General features: G+C 73.5%; 15 protein-coding genes. 7 read left to right on the top strand and 8 right to left on the bottom strand.

Going from position 1 to position 21,152, the window contains the following annotated elements; all coding sequences use genetic code 11:
- Positions 1 to 47: 47 nt before the first annotated feature.
- Positions 48 to 1,709 (top strand): glycosyltransferase family 2 protein, encoded by a 1,662-nt coding sequence (locus CA984_RS09170; RefSeq protein ID WP_086570236.1) that lies wholly within the window; start codon positions 48 to 50, stop codon positions 1,707 to 1,709.
- Between the two features lie 6 nt (positions 1,710 to 1,715).
- On the opposite strand, the gene CA984_RS09165 is transcribed toward CA984_RS09170, so the two are convergent.
- Entirely contained in the window at positions 1,716 to 3,041 is a 1,326-nt protein-coding gene (locus CA984_RS09165; protein WP_086570234.1) for an MFS transporter, read from the bottom strand.
- A gap of 94 nt (positions 3,042 to 3,135) precedes the next feature.
- Between CA984_RS09165 and CA984_RS09160 the strand changes: the two genes are divergently transcribed.
- On the top strand, positions 3,136 to 3,933 hold the full coding sequence (locus CA984_RS09160; protein ID WP_086570232.1) for an SAM-dependent methyltransferase: 798 nt from the start codon (positions 3,136 to 3,138) through the stop codon (positions 3,931 to 3,933).
- A gap of 60 nt (positions 3,934 to 3,993) precedes the next feature.
- On the opposite strand, the gene CA984_RS09155 is transcribed toward CA984_RS09160, so the two are convergent.
- Complete coding sequence (locus CA984_RS09155) at positions 3,994 to 5,715, bottom strand: glycosyltransferase family 2 protein (protein WP_086570230.1); 1,722 nt, start codon at positions 5,713 to 5,715, stop codon at positions 3,994 to 3,996.
- Positions 5,712 to 6,842, bottom strand: a complete 1,131-nt coding sequence (locus CA984_RS09150) for a glycosyltransferase family 2 protein (RefSeq protein WP_086570228.1) — start codon at positions 6,840 to 6,842, stop codon at positions 5,712 to 5,714. Before CA984_RS09150 ends, CA984_RS09155 begins: the two co-directional genes overlap by 4 nt.
- Before the next feature lie 214 nt (positions 6,843 to 7,056).
- Here CA984_RS09150 and CA984_RS09145 point away from each other — a divergent pair, with 214 nt between their 5' ends.
- Genes CA984_RS09145 through CA984_RS45965 form a run of 4 tightly spaced genes read left to right on the top strand, consistent with a single transcriptional unit; the run spans position 7,057 to position 12,843 of the window.
- Positions 7,057 to 7,539, top strand: coding sequence for a hypothetical protein (locus tag CA984_RS09145; protein ID WP_086570225.1), 483 nt, complete (start codon positions 7,057 to 7,059; stop codon positions 7,537 to 7,539).
- Positions 7,536 to 9,221: a glycosyltransferase gene (locus tag CA984_RS09140; RefSeq protein WP_086570223.1), complete on the top strand. Its 1,686-nt coding sequence runs from the start codon at positions 7,536 to 7,538 to the stop codon at positions 9,219 to 9,221. Before CA984_RS09145 ends, CA984_RS09140 begins: the two co-directional genes overlap by 4 nt.
- Entirely contained in the window at positions 9,221 to 11,143 is a 1,923-nt protein-coding gene (locus CA984_RS09135) for a glycosyltransferase family 2 protein (RefSeq protein ID WP_086570221.1), read from the top strand. Before CA984_RS09140 ends, CA984_RS09135 begins: the two co-directional genes overlap by 1 nt.
- Positions 11,140 to 12,843, top strand: a complete 1,704-nt coding sequence (locus CA984_RS45965; protein ID WP_165781174.1) for a glycosyltransferase family 2 protein — start codon at positions 11,140 to 11,142, stop codon at positions 12,841 to 12,843. Before CA984_RS09135 ends, CA984_RS45965 begins: the two co-directional genes overlap by 4 nt.
- A 19-nt stretch (positions 12,844 to 12,862) precedes the next feature.
- Here the strand turns inward: CA984_RS45965 and CA984_RS09115 are convergent, their stop codons facing one another.
- From CA984_RS09115 to CA984_RS09095, 5 genes are all read right to left on the bottom strand, one after another.
- Positions 12,863 to 13,672 (bottom strand): polysaccharide deacetylase family protein, encoded by an 810-nt coding sequence (locus tag CA984_RS09115; protein ID WP_165781173.1) that lies wholly within the window; start codon positions 13,670 to 13,672, stop codon positions 12,863 to 12,865.
- A 168-nt stretch (positions 13,673 to 13,840) separates the two neighbouring features.
- Complete coding sequence (locus CA984_RS09110) at positions 13,841 to 15,133, bottom strand: homoserine dehydrogenase (protein WP_086570217.1); 1,293 nt, start codon at positions 15,131 to 15,133, stop codon at positions 13,841 to 13,843.
- Positions 15,134 to 15,254: 121 nt separating this feature from the next.
- On the bottom strand, positions 15,255 to 16,637 hold the full coding sequence (gene lysA, locus CA984_RS09105) for a diaminopimelate decarboxylase (RefSeq protein ID WP_086570216.1): 1,383 nt from the start codon (positions 16,635 to 16,637) through the stop codon (positions 15,255 to 15,257).
- Between the two features lie 190 nt (positions 16,638 to 16,827).
- A complete protein-coding gene (locus CA984_RS09100; protein ID WP_086570215.1) occupies positions 16,828 to 17,484 on the bottom strand; it encodes a DALR anticodon-binding domain-containing protein in 657 nt (218 codons plus the stop codon).
- Positions 17,485 to 17,494: 10 nt separating this feature from the next.
- Positions 17,495 to 19,447, bottom strand: coding sequence for a glycosyltransferase (locus CA984_RS09095; protein ID WP_086570214.1), 1,953 nt, complete (start codon positions 19,445 to 19,447; stop codon positions 17,495 to 17,497).
- Between the two features lie 71 nt (positions 19,448 to 19,518).
- Here CA984_RS09095 and CA984_RS09090 point away from each other — a divergent pair.
- A partial coding sequence (locus CA984_RS09090) for an asparagine synthetase B family protein (RefSeq protein WP_086570213.1) occupies positions 19,519 to 21,152 on the top strand: 1,634 nt, incomplete at its 3' end.

The following is a 21,152-nucleotide window of genomic DNA, read 5'->3' as shown; positions in this document are numbered from 1 at the left end:
GTTGACAGGACTTGACAAGCGGGGACGCAGACGAGGGGCGCCACATCATGACGGATGGAGCGGGGACCGACCTGCCCCTGATCCGGCACAACGACTACTCCCCCCTGGATCCTCCCGCCCTCGGCGAATGGGATCCGGCCCTCTCGGTGAGCGTGATCATTCCCGCACACGGCGGCCAGCGCAGGCTCGACCTGACCCTCGCCGCCCTGGCGGCGCAGACCTACCCCGATCACCTCATGGAAGTGATCGTGGTGGACGACGGCAGCGACCCGCCGCTGCGGCTGCCGGAGATCGCTCCGCCGGGCACCAGGATCGTCACCGCCGACCCCGGGCACTGGGGCATCGCGCACGCGGTGAACACCGGGGCCGCCCTCGCCGAGGGCCGGATCATCCAGCGCCTGGACGCCGACATGGTCGTCTGCCGCGAGCACATCGAGGCGCTGGCCCGCTGGCACCACCTGGCCGGCTACCTGGTCGCCATCGGCGCGAAGAAGTTCGTCGAGGAGCCCGAACTCTCCCCGGCCCGCCTGTACGACGGCGTGCGCACGGGCCCGTTGGAGGCCGTCTTCGACCTGTCGGAGGCGCTGCCCAGCTCCACCGAGCAGACCATCTCCCGGACCGACGGCCTGCGGACCAGCCGCAATCCCTACCACGTGTGCACCGGGCCGACGGTTTCGATGCGCCGGGAGACCTTCCACGCCGTCGGCGGCCTCGATCCCGACGTGCTCAGGGGCGAGGACACCGAGTTCGCCTACCGGCTGGCCGCGCACGGGGTGGTCTTCGTCCCCGACATGGCCGCCCAGGCCGTGCATCTGGGACTTCCCGCGCAGCGCCGCGACCGCGACCGGGCGGTCCGCGCGGTCGGCCCCTACCTCGCCCACCGTGTTCCGCTCCGCCGTGACCTGCGCAAGGACCGGGGCCGGCGGTGGCTGGTGCCGTACGTGGAGGTGGTGCTCCATGTCGACGGCGACGAAAGGCAGGTGCGCGACGCGGTGAGCGCGGCGCTGGAGGGGTCGGTGACCGACGTGCGGGTCACCCTGGTCGCCCCCTGGTCCCGGCTCCCCGCGGGCCGCCGCGCGGTGCTCGGCGACCCCTCCTTCGAGCTGCGGCTGCTGCACGAGCACTTCGCCCACGACGAGCGGGTACGGCTGGCCGACGAAGTCTCCCCCACCCCCGCGCCGACGCCCTTCCGCTACACCGGGCCGATCTCGGTCCCGCTGGGGCACGGCTCGCTGGAGCGGATGATCGCCGCGGTCCAGGACGACCGGTCCGGCATGCTCGTCGTCGACCTCGGCGACGACGGCACGGCGACGCTGGAGCGGACCGAGGCGCTGGGCCGGGCACGCCTGCTGGGCGCGGACGACGTCCCCACTTCGATCAAGGCCACCCACGGCGTGCGGCACGGTGACCGGGCGGAGTTCTGGCCGGTCCCGGCCGCTCCCGCGGCCCCCGCCCGGAAGTCCGCGCAGGCCCCCGCGGAGAAGTCCGCACAGGCCGCAGCGGGGAGGCCCGCCCAGGCTCCCCCGGAGAAGTCCGCGCAGGCTGCGGCCGGGAGGCCCGCCCAGGCTCCCCCGGAGAAGCCGGCGTGGAACCCGCCGGAACAGCCCGCGGCCGCTCCGGCCCGCGGGGAACGGTCCCCGGAGCCCGCACGGAAGCCGGAGTCCCGGTCCCGGCTCTCCAGGCTCCGTTCGGCGATCCGGAGGGGCTGAGCCGGGTCAGGCCGCCGCGGCCACCCGCTCGTGCTCCCCGGACAGGGGCGTGACGCGCCGCCGTACCGCGAGCCCGAAGGCCACGACGAGCAGGCCGGAGACCCCCGATATCACGAACGGGGCGGCGGGCCGCCAGGCGTCGTAGAGGAAGCCGCCGAGACCGGACACCACCAGGATGCCGACGGCCCCGCACAGCGTCTGCACGCCGTAGGCGGAGCCGCGCACGGCGGCGGGGGCCTGCTGGGCCAGGAGCGGGCCGGCGGTGGTGATCGCGGCGATCTCGCCCAGGCCGACGAGCACGGCCACCATCATCATGCCGGAGCCGAGCGGGTCGCTGATCAGCAGCGTGGACAGGTAGGACACCGCCGCGACGGCCTGGGCGAGGATGAGCACGTCCTGGCGGCGCATCCGGTCCCCCAGCCAGCCGAACAGCGGCGCGGCGACCACGGCCACGGTCTGGGCGATGCCGACCACCGCCCCGCCGCGGGCCAGGGCCTCGGCCGCCGGCATGCCGCGCTCGCCGGTGGCGTAGTCGATCACCCACAGGGACATGAAGCCCGCGACGACGGCGAGGTCGGCGCGGGCGACGAACGCCGCGGCGTAGGACAGCGCCACGCCGGGGTCGCGGGCGAGCGCGACGCCCTCCTTGACCAGACGGGTCAAGGGCACGCGCTCGGCGGTCGGGCTGACCTTGACCGCGGACAGGGTGGACCACATCAGCGCGGCGACGGCGAGGACGACCGCGGCGATAATCAGGAACGAGACGCGGGCGGCGTCGACCGGGGCCATCCCCCGGTCTTCGAAGATCTTGGGCAGGCGGACCAGGGCGAGCACCGCGACCATCGCGCCGAGACCGCTGAACAGTCCGACCAGGCCGTAGGACTTGCCCCGGGAGCCGTCCCGGACGTAGTCGACCGCCACCGTGGACAGCATCCCGCTGAGCGCGGCCACGCCGAGGGCGAAGACCACCCGCAGCGCGACGAGCACGGTCGTGTTCCCGGCGAACGGGAACAGCGCGGTGCCCAGCGCGCACAGCGCGAACCCGGCCACCACGACGGGCCGGCGGCCGAACCGGTCGGCCAGCGCGCCGTACCAGACCAGGCTGGCGATCATCGCGATCTCGGCGGCGACGCCGAGCAGGCCGACCGCCTTGCCCTGGTCGGCTTTGGCGACGCCGAGGACGCCGCCCAGGATGTACGGCTGCGCCGCCGGGAGGAACGAGATGACCATGGTCGCGACGAACGCCATGGACAGGCAGGCCCACATGTTGCCGCGGCCGATGCCGTCGGCGAGCTGCAGTCCCAGGACACGGCGGGAGGAGGAGGCTGCCATGGCGCGATCTTGTCAGCTGCCGGATCAGTTCTCCAAGGCCTCTTCTATATATGATCACGCTAATTCCGGAAAAATCGCCACCGGGGAGCGACACGTGACCGACCAGATACCCACGGGTATTCAGACTCATATTCCGAACGTCGCACGTATGTACGACTACTACCTCGGCGGCAAGGACAACTTCCCCGCCGACCGGGAGGCGGCCGAGAAGGTCCTCACCGTCGTCCCCGAGATCCGCCACAGCGCGCGGTCCAACCGCGCCTTCCTGGGCCGCGCCGTCGACTTCGTCGCCCGCTCGGGCATCCGCCAGTTCCTCGACATCGGAGCAGGCCTGCCCACCCAGAACAACGTGCACCAGGTCGCCACGGACGCCCGGGTCGTCTACGTCGACAACGATCCGACCGTCCTGGTCCACGGCAGGGCCATCCTCGGCAAGAACGAGAACGTGACCATCGTCCAGGGGGACGTGCGCCGCCCCGGCGAGATCCTGGACCACCCGGACATCCGCGCGGCGATCGACTTCGACCAGCCGGTGGCGGTCCTCCTTCTGGCGATCATGCACTTCGTCCCCGACGAGGACGACCCGGAGGGCATCATCGCCACGCTCCGCCGCGCCATGGCACCCGGCAGCCACCTGATCCTCTCCCACGTCGCGATCGACGCCAGGCCGGAGGCGGCCGAAGGGATCACCAAGGTGTACGACCGGGCGTCCTCGCCCTTCGTCCCCCGGACGGGCAAGGAGATCACCCGCCTGTTCGGCGGCTTCGACGTGGTCGAGCCCGGCATCGTCAACCTGCCCGAGTGGCGCCCGGACCCCGGCGCCGTGGTGCCCTACAAGGGCATCGGGTCCTACTTCCTCGGCGGGGTCGGAGCGGTCACCGAGGACAGGTGACCGTCCGCCCGGCGGACGGGGGCGGGCCGCACCGGGCGTCCCGCGTCCCGCCCGGAGCCCTCACCGACGGCGGATGATCGCCCGCTTGACGGACGAGAGCAGGCCGTACTGGACGATCTTCCTGGCGGCGGCCAGCTCCCTGCGCAGGCCGCCGACCTCGCGCCGAAGCTCGACCGCGCTCTTGCGCCAGCGGCCCGCCTCGTCGCGCCACCTGGTCACCTGGGCACGCAGCCGCTCGTTCTCCTTGGCGAGGCGGGCGATCTCGGCCCGCGCCTCCGTCCTGGCCCGGTACGCGCCACGGCGGCCGGTGATCGGCCCCGCCTCGGGCAGGAACCCGTAGGTCTCGCCGTCCACCCAGAGCACCCCGGAGGTGTCCTCCACCGCGTCGTCGAGGTCCTCGCCCTCCCGCCGGACGATCGCGGCACGGGCGAACGCGGCGGTGCGCTCCAGCCTGGCCGCCACGATCCCCTCGCCGGACCCCTCGGCCAGCAGCACCGAGACCAGCCCGTACCCCCCGTCCCCGGCCAGGTCGAGCAGGCGGGCGAGGCTGTCCTCGCCCGGCACCCAGCCGGCGGGCAGCCTCAGCCGGTACGGCGGGGCCGCCCCGGTCTCCGCCGCCTCGCCGCCCTCCGCCGGGTACGGCGGAGCCGTCCGCACCGCCCGGGGGGAGTCGAGCGCGAACCGCACCCGGCCCTCGTGGGCGTAGTGGCCGCGGATCAGTACCAGGTCCAGGTCCGGGTTCCGCAACGGCGCGCGGCCCTCGGTCCGGACGCGGTCCCAGGGACCGGTGACGGTGACCACGACATCGGGCACGGTGCCCGCGAGGACGGCGTCCACGGTGGCGCGGACCTCGTCGTAGCCGTAGCCGGGCCCGTCCTCCCCGGCGCGGCCCGGCCCCCCGGCGGGCCCGACGACCACCTCCAGGTAGGGCACCTTCCACTGCCGGGCCGGATGGGAGCGGAGCCAGCGGTAGCTCGGGATCCGGTCGGCGACGAAGGCGTGGCTGACCCGGTCGATCGGCGCCTTGTCGCGCATCCGCATGGTGGGGCCGAGGTGGAAGGCGCGGGCCAGCGGCTCGGGCACGAAGACCGCGCCCGCCTGGGCCAGCCGGTAACCCATCTCCGTGTCCTGGCCGAGGATGAGCTCGGTGTCCATCGGCCCGGCCTGGGCGAACAGCGCGGCGTTGACCGAGGTGGCGCCGCCCACGTGCAGGCTGAACGCGCGGTGCGGGTTGTCGGTGAGGCCGTCGGTCCGCTCGATGAGGTCCACCAGCCAGGCGTGCGGCTCGGCCGGCTCGAAGAGCTCGGCCAGGTCGGCGGCCGCGGCCACCTCCCGGGGGCCGGGCAGCTCGGCCGGGGTGAAACGCAGGTAGCCGGTCACCACGAGGTAGGGCGCCAGGTGGTGCCAGCGCATGTGCGCCTCGACGGACCGGCGGTCCAGGACCACGTCGGAGTCGAGCCAGTGGATCACGTCACCGGTGGCGGCGGCGAGCCCCGCGTTGCGGGCGTGGGCCCGCCCGGGGGTGGGGCAGACGATGAGCCGGGTGTTCGCGGGCCTCAGCTCGGGCAGGCGCAGCGGCGGCTCGCTGCCGTTGTCCACCACGACGACCTCGGTCAGGCCGGCGGGATAGGTCTGCCCGGCCAGCCCCGCGAGCACGAGGTCGAGCTTGTCCTGGCCGCCGTAGGCGGGCACGACCACGCTGACCCGCAGTGACGGCGTCCAGGCGCCGAGCTCGGGCGGGGTGAGGCTCCGGTAGTCGTTGCCGGTGATCCGTGCTGTCATGGCCCTTCCAAGATCAGGCTCGGGCGGAAGCCGCGCCACTGGTTCGTCGCGACGCGCAGGAAGTGGGCCAGCGAGAGCCGCCAGGTGTGGTCGGCGCTCACCGAACGCCGCAGCACGTAGCCGAGGCCGTGGGTGCGGTAGATGCGCGCCCCGGCGGCGTGGGCGGCCTTGAGGAAGCCGGCGTCGACGCCGCGGGGCAGCGGGGGGAACCCGCCGAGCTCGGCGTACCGGGCCCGGTCGAGCAGGATCGTGCCGCCGGCCACGTGGTCGGACCAGATCTCGCTGGTGTAGTCGGTGCGGCGGACCGTGGCGTTCAGGGGTTCCAGGTAGAAGAACTCGGCCGCGGCGCCCACGATGTCCGCACCGGCGTAGGACCTCGCGAGCAGGAGGTCGGCCAGGTGCTCGGGGCCGTACCAGTCGTCGTCGTCCCACTTGGCGACGTACTCGCCGCTCGCGCGGGAGGCGGCCAGGTTGAGCGCCTCCCCGAAGGGGGTCGCCGCGTCCGCCTCGATCACCATGACGGGCAGGCCGCACTCCCGCAACGCCCGCCGTACCGCCTCGTGGCCGGCGGGGACGCCGTGCAGGGCCAGCAGGACCTCGGTCTCGACCCGCCGCTGCCGGGCGATCTGGGCGAGCGCCGAGCCCAGCAGGTGGGGACGCATGCTGGACATCACGACGCTGACCGTGGGCGTGGCCGCCGCGTCCCGGCTCCGCAGGCCGTGGCGGCGCAGCCGTACGCTCTGCTCCTCCCTGCGCAGGTCGGTCACCGAGCGGGGCCCGCCGCCGCTCTCCTCGGGCGTCCAGGCGGCGAGCAGGCGGGCCAGGCCGGGCTCCACCCAGGCCGGCGAGGCGGCGGCGTGCAGCGGCACCCCGGCGGCGGCCAGACCGATGACCGCACCGGTCGGGACCTCGGCGGCGGGCCAGCGGACGGTCAGGGCACGCAGCGTTCTGAGGCGGGTGACCTCGGTGGCGTCCGGCCGGTCACCGAGCGGCTCACCGGCCGCCAGCCACCCCTGACCGGCCCATGACAGCTCGGCCGCCGCCTCGGGCGCCGATCTCAGGAAGCCGGCGGGAGTCGCGGGGGGAGCCGGAGAGGCCGGGGAGGGAGGTGTCGACTGCGCAGGCACCAGCGAAGGATAGCGAGGCCGGAAGATCCCTTATCACTCCACTTCAGACTTATCACAGATGCTCACTTCCATTGACTCACAGCAGTCACTCAGGTCACGAGAACCTCCAAATTTCCCATTTACTGACATATTTGCACTTGGGCAGCGGCTAGCCTCAAACATCTCCCCCCCAGACGACAAGTAACGACACCAGCGGTAGGGAAGGTGCGCGCGAATGCCCACGCCCCGAAAACTGACGCTTCTGGCGGCGGCCATCGGCTCGCTCGTCCTGATCGCGCTGGCCCTGCTCGCCGGCGCCGGCGCCGTCTCGGTGACGGCAGCCATCGTGCTCGGCGCGATGGCGACGGTGCTCGCCGTCCAGCTTCTCGCGGTCGCGACCGTCCGCAGGGTCGATGGCAAAGCCCAGCGCATCGACACCAGGGTCAAGCGCTACGAAGCGGAGATGGCCCAGGTCAAGGCGGCCACCGAGCGGCTGGACCGGCGGCTGGAGGAGATCGTCGGGCTGCTCCGGGAGCACGGGAGCAAGCGCGACGAGGACCTCCAGGCGATCCTGGTCTCCCTCGGCGAGGACCGGCTGGCCGCCATGCCCCAGCGCATGGAGATGGAGGAGATGGTCCACGAGCTGCTGCCGCGCCTGGCCGCCGTGGAGGCCAAGGCCGGGCAGGCCCAGCCGGACAGACCCGGGGGGAAGGCATGAGCGGGACCGGCGCCCCCCTCCCGCAGGACGCACCCCCGGCCCGCCGCGAGGACGGGCGGACCGCCGTTCCCCGCGCCAGGATCAGGCACAACGACTACGGACCGCTGCTCCCCCCCGGCCTGGGCGACTGGGAACCGCGCCTGCGGGTGAGCGTGGTGATCCCGGCGCACGACTGCCAGGAGGCCCTGGACCGCACGCTCGCCGGGCTGGCCGCGCAGAGCTACCCCGCGCACCTGATGGAGGTGGTCGTCGCCGACGACGGCAGCGACCCGCCGCTGCGGATCCCCGGGATCGCCCCGGCCGGCACCCGGCTCGTCCGGGTGCCCGACGGCCGCTGGGGACGGGGCTGGGCCCGCCAGACCGGTGCGGCGGCGGCCGCCGGCGACATCCTGCACTGGGTCGACTCCGACATGATCCTCGACCGGGAGCACATCGAGGCGCACATGCGCTGGCACCACCTCGCCTCCTACGCCGTCGTGCTCGGCGACGTCCGCTTCACCCCCGAAGGGGCCGGGCCCGGCGCGCGGGAGGTCTTCGCGGCGGTGGCGGCCGGAGACGCGGAGAGGCTGTTCGACGGGTCGGCTCCGCACGCGTGGCGGGCGGGCGTGCTCGACGAGACGCGGTGGCTGCGGGACGCGGGCGCCACCGCCTACCGGCTCCACTCGGGGGCCACCACGTCGGTCCCCATGGCACTCCTGCGCTCGGTCGGCGGGGTCAACACCGCGCTGAACATGGGCGAGGACACCGATCTCGGCTTCCGTCTCGCCCAGGCGGGCGCGGTCTTCATCCCCGACCCCCAGGCGCGCGGCTGGCACCTCGGCCCCTCCACGGTCATGCTCCGGGAGAAGGAGGTGCACCGGCACAACTGGTCGGTCCTGCCCGACTACATCCCCGATCTGCGCTGGCTGCGCACCCACCCGCGCAGGCACTGGCTGGTGCCGTACGTGCACGTCGTCGTCGACGCCCGCGGCGCCTCCTACGAGGACGTCCGGGCGAGCGTGGACGCCGCGCTCGCGGGCACCGTCGTCGACGTCGCCGTCACCGTGGTCGGGCCGTGGTCGGCGCTCACCGGCGGACGCCGCTCCTCCCTGGACGAGCCGCTGCTCGACATGCGGCTGGTGCGCAACCTGTACGCCCACGAGCCACGCGTCTCCTTCACCGAGGAGACGCCGCGCGACTCGGCGCCCGCGCCGTTCCGCCTCACCTGCCCCGCCGGGTGGGCGCTCGGCGCGGACAGCCTGGCCGAGCTGCTGAAACTCGCCGAGAGCGAGGGGTACGGCCTGCTGAGCGCGGTGCTCGACGAGGAAGACGGGTCGGCGACCGGGGTCCGGGTGGTCAGGCTCGAACGCACCGCGGCCTTCGCCAGGGCGGCGCTCGTGGAGGACGCCGGTGACCTCGACGGCGCGGTGCACGAGCTGTTCGGCTCGTTCTGGGTGAGCGCCGACGACTTCGGCGTCAAGGCCGCCGGGGAGGCGGAGCCCGTCGCGGGGGATCCCGCGAAGTGGCGGGCCGGCGCGGCCCGGTGGCAGCGCGAGGCGGAACGCCTGGAGGCCGAGACCGAGCGCCTCCGGGCCGAGACCGAGCGCCTGCGGGCGGAGGTCAGGGAGCTGGAGGACGGCCGGCAGCGCGGCCCCCTGCGAGAGATCATCGCGACGGCCATGCGGCAGGGGAAGGCCGGCTGATGTCCCTTCTGACCGAACTCGTCAGCGCCGCCGGGAAGCGGAACGGCGGGCGGCGCGTCCTCGTCTACTGCGTGGGCTTCGAGACCCTCGACGGACCGGCGCCGCACGGGGCGATCGACCTCGACGGCGACCTCGACGGCATCCCCAGGGCCGAGGAGGGCGCCGCCGAGATCCTGGTGCTCGCCCGGACGCCGACCGACCTCCGCCGGGCCGCGACCCTGCACTCCCTGCTGCCCATGGCCACGCGGGTCGTCGTCGCCGTGGAGGAGACGCCGCACTGGTACACCGCGCCGGTGCTGTCCCCCACCCCCGCCCACCGCTGGCGGTCGCTGACCGAGCTCCGCGTGCACCAGCCCCGGCGGCCCGCGTGGGTGGTGGAGGCGGGGTTCTCCAAGCCCACGCCCGCCGGCCGCACGCTCGCCGCGACCGCCAGGGCGTTCGCCGGGCACCGGATGGACGCCGTCGCGGCGCCCGTGGCCGGCCTGGCGGGCCCGGGGGCGGCGCACTGGCGGCCCGGCGACCCCAACGCCGCCCCGGCCGGTGTGACCGGCCCGGTCCCCGGCCGGTTCGGCGCCCGCGGCGGCGACCTGGTCCTGCGCACCACCGGTCAGGATCCGCCGCCCTGGTCCGGCGACGAGACCCCCGTGGACCGCCCGGTCGCCGAACTGATGAGCTGGGAGCGGATCGGCCGGCCCGGCGGGGCCCGGGTCCTGGAGAACGGTCTCGGAGACCTGTCCGAGCCCCGGACCATCCCCCCGGTCGACGACCGCTCGGTCAACCCGATGGGCTTCATCACAGTGCCCTCGCTCGGCACGGCCGAGCTGTCGGTGGAGTCCGGCCGCTGGGCGATCATCTGTGAGGGCCGCACGCTCACCGCCTTCGGCGCCTCCGGCTGCGTCACCGACGTGGACGTGAGCCGGATCAGGCAGGTCAGAGGGGTCCGCGTGGACTGGCGGCGCAGCCACAGCGGCCCCGTGGCCGCGCTGCGGGTCGTCACCGGCCTGGCCGCGGCCGGGGTGCCGCTGTTCTCCGACGTCGTGCCCCGGTGGGCGGGCGCCCTCGGCCCCGAGCTGACCGGGCTGATCACCTCGGTCGGCGAGGCCGGCCTCGAGGACGACCTGGAGCGGGAGGAGCACAGCATCCGGCTCCGCCGCGAGGCACTGCGCACCCACGGCGTCCGCACCCGCTGGGAGCAGCTCGGCGCCCCCGCAGCGGCCAGGCCGCTGACCTCGGTACTGCTCGCCACCCGCCGCCCCGAGATGGTCCGCTTCGCGCTGGAGCAGATGGCCGGTCAGCGCGGCGCCGAGTTCGAGGTGATCCTCGCCCTGCACGGGATCCCCGCCGGGCATCCCGACGTGGCCGGGGCCGTGGCCTCCTACGACCGGCCGATCACCGTGTTCGAGGCGCCCGGGGAGACCGTGTTCGGAGCCGTGCTGAACGAGGCCGCGGCCAGGGCGTCGGGGTCGTTCCTGCTGAAGATGGACGACGACGACTGGTACGGGCCCGACTTCGTCTCCGACCTGCTCCTGGCGCACTCCTACTCGGGGGCCGACGTCGTGGGCATGGTCCCGGAGTTCGTCTACCTCGCCTCGATCGGGGTGACCGTCCACCGGGACCAGGTGACCGAGCAGATCACCAACTTCATCGCCGGAGGGACCATCTTCGCCGAACGCTCCGCCTTCGAGGCCGTGGGCGGCTTCCGCACACTGCCGGGCACGATCGACGCCCAGTTCCAGCACGCCGTACAGGCCGCGGGCGGGCAGATCTACCGCACCCAGGGGCTGGGCTACATCCTGCGGCGCGGCAACGTCGCCAACCACACCTGGCGCGAGCCGATCGGCACGTTCCTGCGGCGCAACAAGCGCCAGTGGCGCGGCTTCCGGCCCAGCGCGCTCATGGAGCTCCCCGCGGAGGCGGTGTGAGCGCGCCGCGGATCCCCGGCAACGACTACGGGGTGCTCAGCCCGCCCGCCCCCGGGACGTGGGAGCCGCGCCTGCCGGTGAGCGTGGTGATCCCCGCCAGGGCCCAGCAGGGGAAACTCGACCTCACGCTGGCCGCCCTCGCCGCCCAGACCTACCCCTCGCACCTCCTGGAGGTGATCGTGGTGGACGACGGGAGCGCGCCCCCGCTCCGGCTCCCCGAGATCATCCCGGACAACACCCGGCTCCTGCGGGTGCCCGACGGCCGCTGGGGCATCGCCTGGGCCCTGGAGACCGGTACGGCGGCCGCCGGCGGCGAGGTGATCCACCGGATGGACGCCGACATCGTCGCCCACCGCGACCACGTGGAGGCGCACATGCGCTGGCACCACCTGGCCGACTACCTGGTGGTGCTGGGGACGCTGCGCTTCACCGCCATGGCGGGCACGCCGCCCACCGCGTCCGAGGTCCAGATCGCCGTCGCCAAGGACAGGACCGACTCCCTCTTCGACCCGGACCCCGACCACGGGCACGACTGGATCGCCGAGCTCGTCGCGGCCCACCGCGACTTCCGCGACGCGCCCAGCCCGTTGCTGCACCGCGTCCACGTGGGCGCGACGGTCTCGCTCCCCGCGGCCCTGCTGAAGTCCGCGGGAGGGATGGACACCTCCCTGAGGCTCGGCGAGGACACCGAGCTGGGCTACCGGCTCACCCAGACGGGCGCGGTGTTCGTCCCGGACGCCGAGGCGCTCAGCTGGCACCTGGGCACGACGACGGCGATGCGGAGGCCCGGGGAGGTCAGGCGGCACAACGACCCCTTCATCGCCGACCGCGTGCCCTACCGGCGCAACCTCCGCTCGGAGGGGGGCCGCCAGTGGCTGGTCCCCTATGTCGACGTCGTGGTGGACGCCCGGGACGCCTCCTTCGAGGACGTCCGGGCGAGCGTGGACGGGGCGCTGGCCAGCACCCTGCCCGACGTGCACGTCACCCTGACCGGCCCGTGGGCGTCGCTGACCGGCGAGCGCCGCGCGCCGCTGGACGACCCGCTGCTCGACCTGCGGCTGGTCCACGGGCAGTACGCCCACGACGGCCGCGTCTCCTTCGCCGAGCGGGTCCCCCCGACCTCGCTGCCCGCGCCGTTCCGCCTCACCTGCCCGGCCGGCTGGGTGCCCGGGGCGGAGTCGCTGGCCATGCTGATCCGGCGGGCCGACGAGGACGACGAGGGCCTGCTGCTCGTGGCGCTGGAGGAGAACGCGACGGGTGTGGTGTCCGCCCGCCTGGAACGGACCGCCGCCGTCGCGCGGGCCCTGCGCGTCGCCCGCGACGGCGAGCTTCTGGACGACGTGATCGCCGACCTGTACGGCGCGACCTGGCTGGACGCCGAGTCGTGGCGGTTCCGGCCGACGGCGGCGGCCTACCCGGCCTGGGCCACGGACCGCAACCGTGAGGCCGTGCGCTGGCGCGCGGAGGCCGAGTCGCGCAGGCGGGAGGCCGAGCGCGCCCAGCGGCAGGTCACGGCGCTCAAGTCCGAGCTCAAGGAACTGCGCGCCGCCGCGGCCAAGGGCAGCCGCGACACCGTCAGGTGGAAGGAGAAGGCCGAGCAGCGCCGCCTGGAGGCCGTCGCCCTGCGCCAGGCGCAGGAACGCTCGCTCCTGCGCCGCGCCGCCCGCCGCCTCCGCGGTCTCACCGAGGACTCCCGGTAGGGGCGGGCGGCAGGGCGGTCTACTCGGCGGGTACCGGCCGGTAGCGGGCGCCGACCGCGTCGTGCAGGGTCTTGACGACCGTGCCGCGGCTCTTGCGGGTCGCCAGCCAGCCGAGGAACTCGTCCAGGGTCTTGGGGGAGACCGAGTAGAGGCCGCAGCCGTCGCAGACCCGGTGGAAGACCAGGGGGACGAGCCCACCGCCGCTCTTCTCGGCGTTGAGGACCTGCTGCCTCATCTGCCGCGGCAGCGTGTCGTCGCGGATCGAGCCCGGGGTGCGGATCTCGTAGCGGTCCCGGGGCCGCAGATCCTCACCGGCCTGGCAGCCGCGGCATCCCCAGTCCTTGAGCCCGCCGACCCTGCGGGCCGCGTCGTAGCCGCACCGCCGCGCCACCGCCTTGGCGTCGGCGTCCACCGAGCCGAACGGGTAGGCCAGGGTGGTGGGCCGGTAGCCCCACGCCACCAGTGCCCTGCGGTCGTCGCAGATCTGCGCGCGCTGCTCGCCCTGGGTCAGCTCGGTGAGGCGGATGTGGGTCAGCGTGTGGCCGCCGATCTCGTGTCCCGCCTTGGCGATCGCGGCGAGCTCTCGGCGGGTCAGCTTGGCGTCACGCCCGATGGTGTCGGTGTTGACGTAGAACGTTCCACGCATGCCGCGCTTCTCCAGCATGCGGGCCGTCGCCGCGTGGGTGACGTCCCCGTCGTCGAAGGTGAGCGAGACGACCGTCGTGACCTTCTTCGGAGGCTTGGCGCTCTCCGCGTGGGAGACCGGCTGCAGGACCGCCAGGGCGACCAGCGCCGCCGGCAGAGCCGCCGCCCAACGAACGATCTTCACGGTGGGCCGTCCTCTCAGACAACGGATCAAGGGCACAGGAAAGCACCATATAAGCCCACACGCCCTGTCAGGGCCTCCGTTACCAAACGGTCAGGAACGCGCCTCCGTACGGGATCCCGGCAGGGCGCCCCCATGACGGAGGGCGCCCTCACCCCGGCGAGCGGAGTGCTACGGGGTGTCCTCGCCCTCGACCCGCATGACGCTCACCACGTCGCGGACGATGTCCATCTCGCGCAGGCTCTCGATGGTGGCCGACAGCGCGGCGTCGCTGGCCCGGTGCGTGACCAGGACGAGCTGGGCGTCGTCGCCGTGACCCTCCTGGCGGACGGTCTGGATGGACACGTCCTGCTTGGCGAACATGTCGGCGACCCGGGCGAGCACGCCCGGCTTGTCGGCGACGTCCAGCGAGACGTGGTAGCGCGTGACGGTCTCGCCCATCGGATGGACCGTCAGCTCGGCGTAGGTGGACTCCTCCGGGCCCCGCGTGCCGGCCAGCAGGTTGCGGGCCACGGCCACGATGTCGCCCAGCACCGCGCTCGCCGTCGGGGCGCCGCCGGCGCCCGCGCCGTAGAACATGAGCTGCCCGGCGGACCGGGCCTCCACGAAGACCGCGTTGTACGCCTCGCGGACCCCGGCCAGCGGGTGCGTCCTGGGGATCATTGCCGGGTGCACCCGGACGCCGAAGGAACGGCCGTCCTCCGAGCGGGCGCAGATCGCCAGCAGCTTGATGACGTAACCCATCGCCTTGGCGCTGGCCACGTCGGTGGCGGTGATCTCGGTGATGCCCTCGCGGTGCACGTCGGCGGCCGTCACACGGCTGTGGAAGGCGATCCCGGCGAGGATCGCGGCCTTGGCGGCGGCGTCGAAGCCCTCCACGTCGGCCGTGGGGTCGGCCTCGGCGTATCCCAGGGCCTGGGCCTCCTCCAGCGCGTCGGAGAACGACGCGCCGCCGGAGTCCATCTTGTCGAGGATGTAGTTGGTGGTGCCGTTGACGATGCCGAGCACGCGGTGCACGTGATCACCGGCCAGGGACTCGCGCAGCGGCCGGATCAGCGGGATCGCGCCCGCGACCGCCGCCTCGAAGTACAGGTCCGCGTTGTTGGCCCTGGCCGCGCCGTGCACGGTCGCGCCGTCCTCGGCGAGCAGCGCCTTGTTGGCGGTGACGACCGACTTGCCGCTGTTCATCGCGGCCAGGATGAGCGACCTGGCGGGCTCGATGCCGCCGATCACCTCGACGACGATGTCCACGTCGTCGCGGGTGACCAGGGCCTCTGCGTCGGTGGTGAGCAGGGCCGGGTCCACGTCGGTGTCGCGTTTGCGGCCCATCCGCCGTACGGCGACGCCGGCCAGCTCCAGCGGGGCCCCGATGCGGGCGGCGAGGTCGTCGGCCTGCTCACGCATCAGCCGGATCACCTGGGAGCCGACGACGCCGCACCCGAGAAGAGCGACTTTCAGTGCCATCCGGTCGCACCCACCTTCTCGTTCGCTCCGCTCACTCGGCGGCTCACCGCTCTGCACCCGACGGTCGCGTTCACCTTCTCGTTCGCTCCGCTCACTCGGCGGCTCACCGCTCCGGGTCGTTTCACAGCTGGCCTCTCAGCAGGTCGTCCTCGGTCTCCCGGCGGACGATCACGCGGGACACCCCGTCCTTGACCGCGACCACGGCGGGCTTGGGAAGGTAGTTGTAGTTGTTGGCGAGCGAGCGGCAGTAGGCGCCGGTGCCCGCGACGGCGATCAGGTCACCGGTGGCCAGGTCCTGCGGCAGCCACAGGTCGCGGACCACCATGTCACCGCTCTCGCAGTGCTTGCCGACCAGGCGCGAGAGCATCGGCCCCGAGGAGCTCTCGCGGGAGGCCAGGCGGGCGGTGTACTCCGCGCCGTACAGCGCGGTGCGGATGTTGTCGCTCATGCCGCCGTCGATGCTGACGTAGGTCCGCAGCCCTTCGACGTCCTTGATCGTGCCGACCTCGTAGAGCGTCACGCCCGCGAGCCCGGCGATGGCGCGGCCCGGCTCGACGGTGAGCTTGGGCACCGGCAGCCCGGCGGACCGGGCCACGTTGGCGACGATCCCCCGCAGGCCGTCGGCGATCTCCTTGACGTCGAGCGCGGTGTCGCCCTCGACGTAGGGGATGCCGTAGCCGCCGCCGAGGTCGAGCTCGGGCAGGACGACGCCGTGCTCCTCCTTGATCTGCACCAGCAGCGTGGCCAGGCGGCGCGCGGCCACCTCGAACCCGGCGGTGTCGGTGATCTGGGAGCCGATGTGGGAGTGCAGTCCGACGAGTTCGAGCTGGGGCAGCGCCAGGATGCGCCGGGCGGCCTCGGCCGCGGCGCCGCTGCTCAGCGAGAAGCCGAACTTCTGGTCGTCGTGGGCGGTGGCGATGAACTCGTGGGTGTGCGCCTCCACGCCCACGGTCACCCTGATCATGACCTGGGGACGCCTGCCGTGCTTGTCGGCGAGGAAGCCCAGCCGGGCGATCTCCTCGAAGGAGTCGGCCACGATGTGCCCGACCCCGGTCTCGACGGCCCTCTCCAGCTCGGCGAGGGACTTGTTGTTGCCGTGCAGCGTGATCCGCTCGGGCGGGAACCCGACGCTCAGCGCGACGGCGAGCTCGCCCGCGCTGCACACGTCGAGGCCGAGGCCCTCCTGCATGATCCAGCGGGCGACCTCGCGACAGAGGAAGGCCTTGCCGGCGTAGTGGACCTCGCCGTCGGCGAACGCCTCCCGGTAGTCGCGGCACCGGGACCGGAAGTCTTCCTCGTCCACCACGTAGAGAGGGCTGCCGTGCTCCCTGACCAGGTCCCTGACGTCCGCGCCGCCGATCGTGACCGATCCGCCGACGCGGTTCGACGTTCGCGGCCAGATCGTGGGATCGAGCGTGTTCAGGTCGGCAGGTGCGTGCGGAGGGCGCTCCTCAGGCAGCACTTCGGCGTGCCGGTCACCGGCGGGGTGGGCGAATCGACTCACCCGATCGAGGCTATCGGACCCGGTGATCCCCGTGGGACGAGTGCCCACCTGACGAGACACGATCGACCGGAAATACACAAATTTTTCATGTCATTAATAACTTAAGCCGCATATTTTTACGTTTTGTGGTGATCTGGACGCCAGGACACCCGGTGCGCCCTTCCACCGGGACCTGCTTCCGGAGGGCTCGTCACAGCCTGTCGGGCGCCGTCTCGCCCAGCGCCGCCAGCCCCTCGGCCAGCACGTCCCGCACCGCCCGGGCCAGCCGTACCCGGGCGGCGTGCAGGGCCGACGGCTCCTCCTCCCCCGACGGCAGCGCGGGAGCCCGCTCGAACGCGTCGTGGTAGACCCGGGCGAGCTGCTCGGTGTAGGCCGCCCATCCGGGGGCCCGGCTCACCCGCCTGCCGTGCACCTCGGCCAGCGACCTGAGCACCGCCCGGTCCCACCGGCCGGCCAGCAGCTCCGGCCGGAAGTCCCCGCCGACGCCCAGATCCGCCGCCCAGCGCTGTACGGCGACCGCCCGCACATGGGCGAATCGCACGATGAATCCGGGGTTGTCCCACGTCCTCGGCAGGTCGGCCCACGGCGGCGCTTCCCCGGCGGCCGCCGGGACGGGGCCGATCTCCGCGACGAGCTCCCCCGGCACGGCCACCACGATCTCCAGGAACCCGTCGCCCCGCACCCGGACGCCCGCGATCCCGGGCAGCGCGCGCAGCCGCGCCGCCATCTCCCCGGGCGCCTCCCCGCGGCGCAGCGCGGCCGGGGAGAGGTAGAGGGCCTCCTCGGCCCACGTCCCCGAGGGGATCGGCGGCAGGCCGAGGACCTCACCGAGCTGACCGGGCGTCACGCCTGGCAGCCTAGATCAGGGCGTGCGGCGCGGGCGGGCCGTAGTCGACGAGCCGGGCCGAGCCGAGGAGCCGGCTGTCGTGGTCGCGGAGGCAGACGTAGCCGAAGCGGTCGGCGGAGAAGACCTTGACCCCGTCCGTGCGGCACTGGCGCATCAGCACCTCGTCCCAGCCCTCGGAGACGTCGGCGAACCCGAGGCCGCGCAGGACGGTACGGCGGGCCAGCAGGGTGGCGCCGGCGACCTCGGGCAGATAGGAGTACTCGGCGGCCGGCTGGCGCAGCACCGTGGCGGCGACGTCGCGCAGGTGGGCGTAGAAGGCCGCCTTCCCGACGATGTCGGCGGTGGTGAACAGGAAGGCGCGGGCGAGGTCGGTCAGGTAGTGCTCGCCGTACGCGTCCCTGGCGTCCATGACCGCCACCAGGTCACCCTGGCACAGGTCGAGGGCGCGATCGAGCTGCCCGCCGGTGGTGAGCCCGGGATCGGCGGGACGGACCACGACGTCCACCCTGTCGGGCATCGCGGCGCGGGCCCGCTCGGCGGCGTCCGGGGCGTCCGACAGCAGCACCAGCTGGACGACGCCCTTCTGTGGCGCGACCTGGGCCAGGGTGTGCCCCAGGTCGCCCCGGTCGATCATGATCACCGAGATGTTCAGGGTGGCGCGGGCGCTGGGCAGCCCGACGGCGTCGAGCAGGTCGTCCACCTTCTGGGTCATCGTGCCCGAGCCGTAGGCCTGGCGGAGCGCCACATGGGCCCGGCGGGCGTCGGCGTCGGCCGCGGCGGCCGCGGATTCCGGTGCGGGATCGGACGGGCGCGACGACGCGATCGGCGTGCCGCAGGCGGCCAGCTCGGCCAGCCGCCAGGCCTCGGTGCCCGGCGGGCAGTCGACGGCCCTGGGCCAGCGGTAGGAGGTGAGCACGTCCGGATACGACAGGTGGCCGGGGAGCAGCTCGTCCAACGTGAGGACCCGGTCGAACCGGTCCCCGGCCAGCGGCAGCGGATTGTGCACGCGCGGCTGGACGGCGAAGGGCAGCAGTCCCAGCGAGGGCGCCCGGCGGCCGGACTCCGGCTCCCACGACGCCAGGGCGGCGCCCCACGCGGCCACGGACCTGGGCAGCGCGGTGACGATGTGCTCGAACAGCCGCGCGGCGGCCACGGAGCGCTCGACGTCTCCCCCGGTGTGCCAGAAGACCGTGCGGATGCCCCGCTCCGCGCACCAGGACAGCAGCGCGTTCAGGCCCTCACCCGGCTCTCGCACCTCCTCGGCCCACGGCCCCTCGGTGACCGACTCGACCACCAGCAGGTGCGGGACCTCCGCGGCCAGGACCCGGGCGAAGTCCTTGGGGGTGAAGCCGGCGCTCTGCCGCCACTCGTAGCGCAGCAGCGCCTCGGCGTGCGGCTCCGCGACGACGGCCACGGTCAGGTGCGGGCGGGTGTTCGGGCCGGTCGGGACGCGGAAGGGCTTGAGCTTGACCGACGTGCCGCCGACTGTCCTGGTGGAGGTGGTGGCCTGGAAGGACGCGGCGGCGGCCGCCGACCTGTCGGCGGTCTTCTGGGAGACGGGCTGCCGCTTGGGCGCCACGGGGCGCTTGGCGGGCCTGGCGGCTCCGCGCAGGCCGCGCGCCAGCCGTACCGGGTTGCTCTTGCCCGTCTTGAGCGCGTCGCCGATCCGGGACCAGCGGGCCACCTGGACCGACGACAGCTTCCACTTCGCCACCTCGGCCTGGTAGCGCTGCTCGGCCAGGTCCCTGCGGAGCCTCTCCTCGGCCGTGTGCGCGGCTTCGAGCAGTTTCTCGGTCTCGCTCAGGCGCTCCTGGACTCCTCGCAGTTCGGCGGTGGCGCGCTCCGCTTCAGCGATCTTCGTCTGCGCCGCGTCGAGCAGCCGGGCCAGTTCGGCGGCCCGTTCCGCCTCGGCCACGGCCTCCCGCAACGCCAACCGTGTGCTTTCGAGTTCCTCGCCCGCCACGTCGTCCTCCGATTCCTGAGCCGGGCGAAAGGATACCCTTTGGTCAATCGCGACACAGAGGAGTCAGCACGGTGCAGTGGCCGACGTTCAATGTGAGACCGTACGTCTGCGGCGGCATCGGCCACCTCGACGAGTCCGCCCTGGAGACGCTCCGGGAGGCCGGACCGCGGGTGAAGCCCGCGCTGCGGACCCCCGAGGCGGCGCTCTACAGCTCCTCCCCGCTGCCGCCCTACCAGCGCGACACCCGCGGCTGGGCGTTCGCCTGGGGAGAGCGCAGGCCGGCCGAGCCGGCGCCGTGGATCAGCGTGGCGGAGGAGTTCGAGACCCCCGGCCTGATCGACGACGGGGACCGGATCGCGCTGCACGCCGGCGGCCTCGGCCTGGTGGACGTCTACTACCTGACGCGGGACGGGGCGGTCTACTTCTCCTCGCTGCTGGAGCCGCTGCTGGCCCTCGCGCGCACGCCGTACGAGATCAACTGGGACGCCTGGGCGTCGATCATCCAGTTGACCTTCCCGCTCCGTGACGACACCCCGTATGTCCAGGTCAAGCGGCTGGCCGGAGCCAGTGCGCTGGTCTTCGACCGGGCGTCGGGCCGGATCTCGACCGAGCGGAGGCTGCCCCGGTGGCTGCGCGAGGAGCCGTTCGAGGCGGGACGGACGGCCGGGGAGATCCTGGAGATCCTGCACGAGGTCTACAAGGAGTTCGACGACCGGCCGCTGCTCGTGCCGGTCAGCGGCGGCTACGACTCGCGGCTGCTGTGCTCGGTCGCGGTGACACGGGGCGCCGACGTCGAGTCGTGGACGACGAGCCCGGACGACGGCACCGACACCGACATCGCCTTCGCCCGCGCGATAACCCGCGAGCTGGGCGTACGGCACCGCGTGATCACCCAGGACGCCGCGGCCTACCCCGACGACGCGCTGGCCGTCGCCCGGCGGCTGGAGTTCCTCACCCCGCACCACGCCTGGTACACCCCGTTCGCCCGTGAGGTGCACCGAGCCGGCCGGACCCTGGTGGACGGGCTGGCCGGGGGGCCGCTGCTGAAGAACTTCATGGTCAGCGGGGCCGCCCTGGAGGCGTCCTCGCAGGCGGAGCGGAAGGCGGCGCTGCTCGGCTCCCTGGCGCTGGGCACCCCGTCGGTGCCGTTCCTGTCCGAGGAGGCGGCGGCCTGGATCACCTCCTCGGTCGAGACGGCGTTCAACCAGTCGACCTCGATGCTCAACGGGCACCGGGCCGAGCTGCCGCTGTCGGTCCTGCACACCCGGACGGCCCGGGGCATCGCCCGCTCGCCGGTCAACCTGGTCGGCCCCGAGGTGTCGTTCGCCGCGCCGTTCACGCACCCCGACTTCTTCGACGCCGCGCTCTCGGTGGGCGTGGCCCGCAAGGACAAGGGACGCTTCTACCGGGAGGTCCTGTACGCGGCCAACCCGCGCGTCGCCGCGCTGCCCTCCACCAACGTGGTCAAGCAGCCGCTCCAGCGGGTCCCGCTGCGCTCGGCCGCCGCGCCCGCCCGGGAGTACGGCCACCGGATGCTGACCCGGGTCGCGGGCACCGTGCCCTCCCTGCTGTCGGAGCCGCTGCACGCCGTGGTCGCCGAGGGCCCGGACGCCCTGGCGCGCTTCAACGGCTGGAACGACCGGTTCTGGGTGCGGAGTCTGGTCCTGTTCGGGGCCTGGCTGGGCGACTACGAGGACCGCCTGCC

This window comes from Streptosporangium minutum, assembly GCF_002149035.1.
In the GTDB taxonomy this organism is placed as follows: Bacteria; Actinomycetota; Actinomycetes; order Streptosporangiales; family Streptosporangiaceae; genus Streptosporangium; species Streptosporangium minutum.
This window is presented reverse-complemented; position numbering and strand designations above follow the sequence as displayed.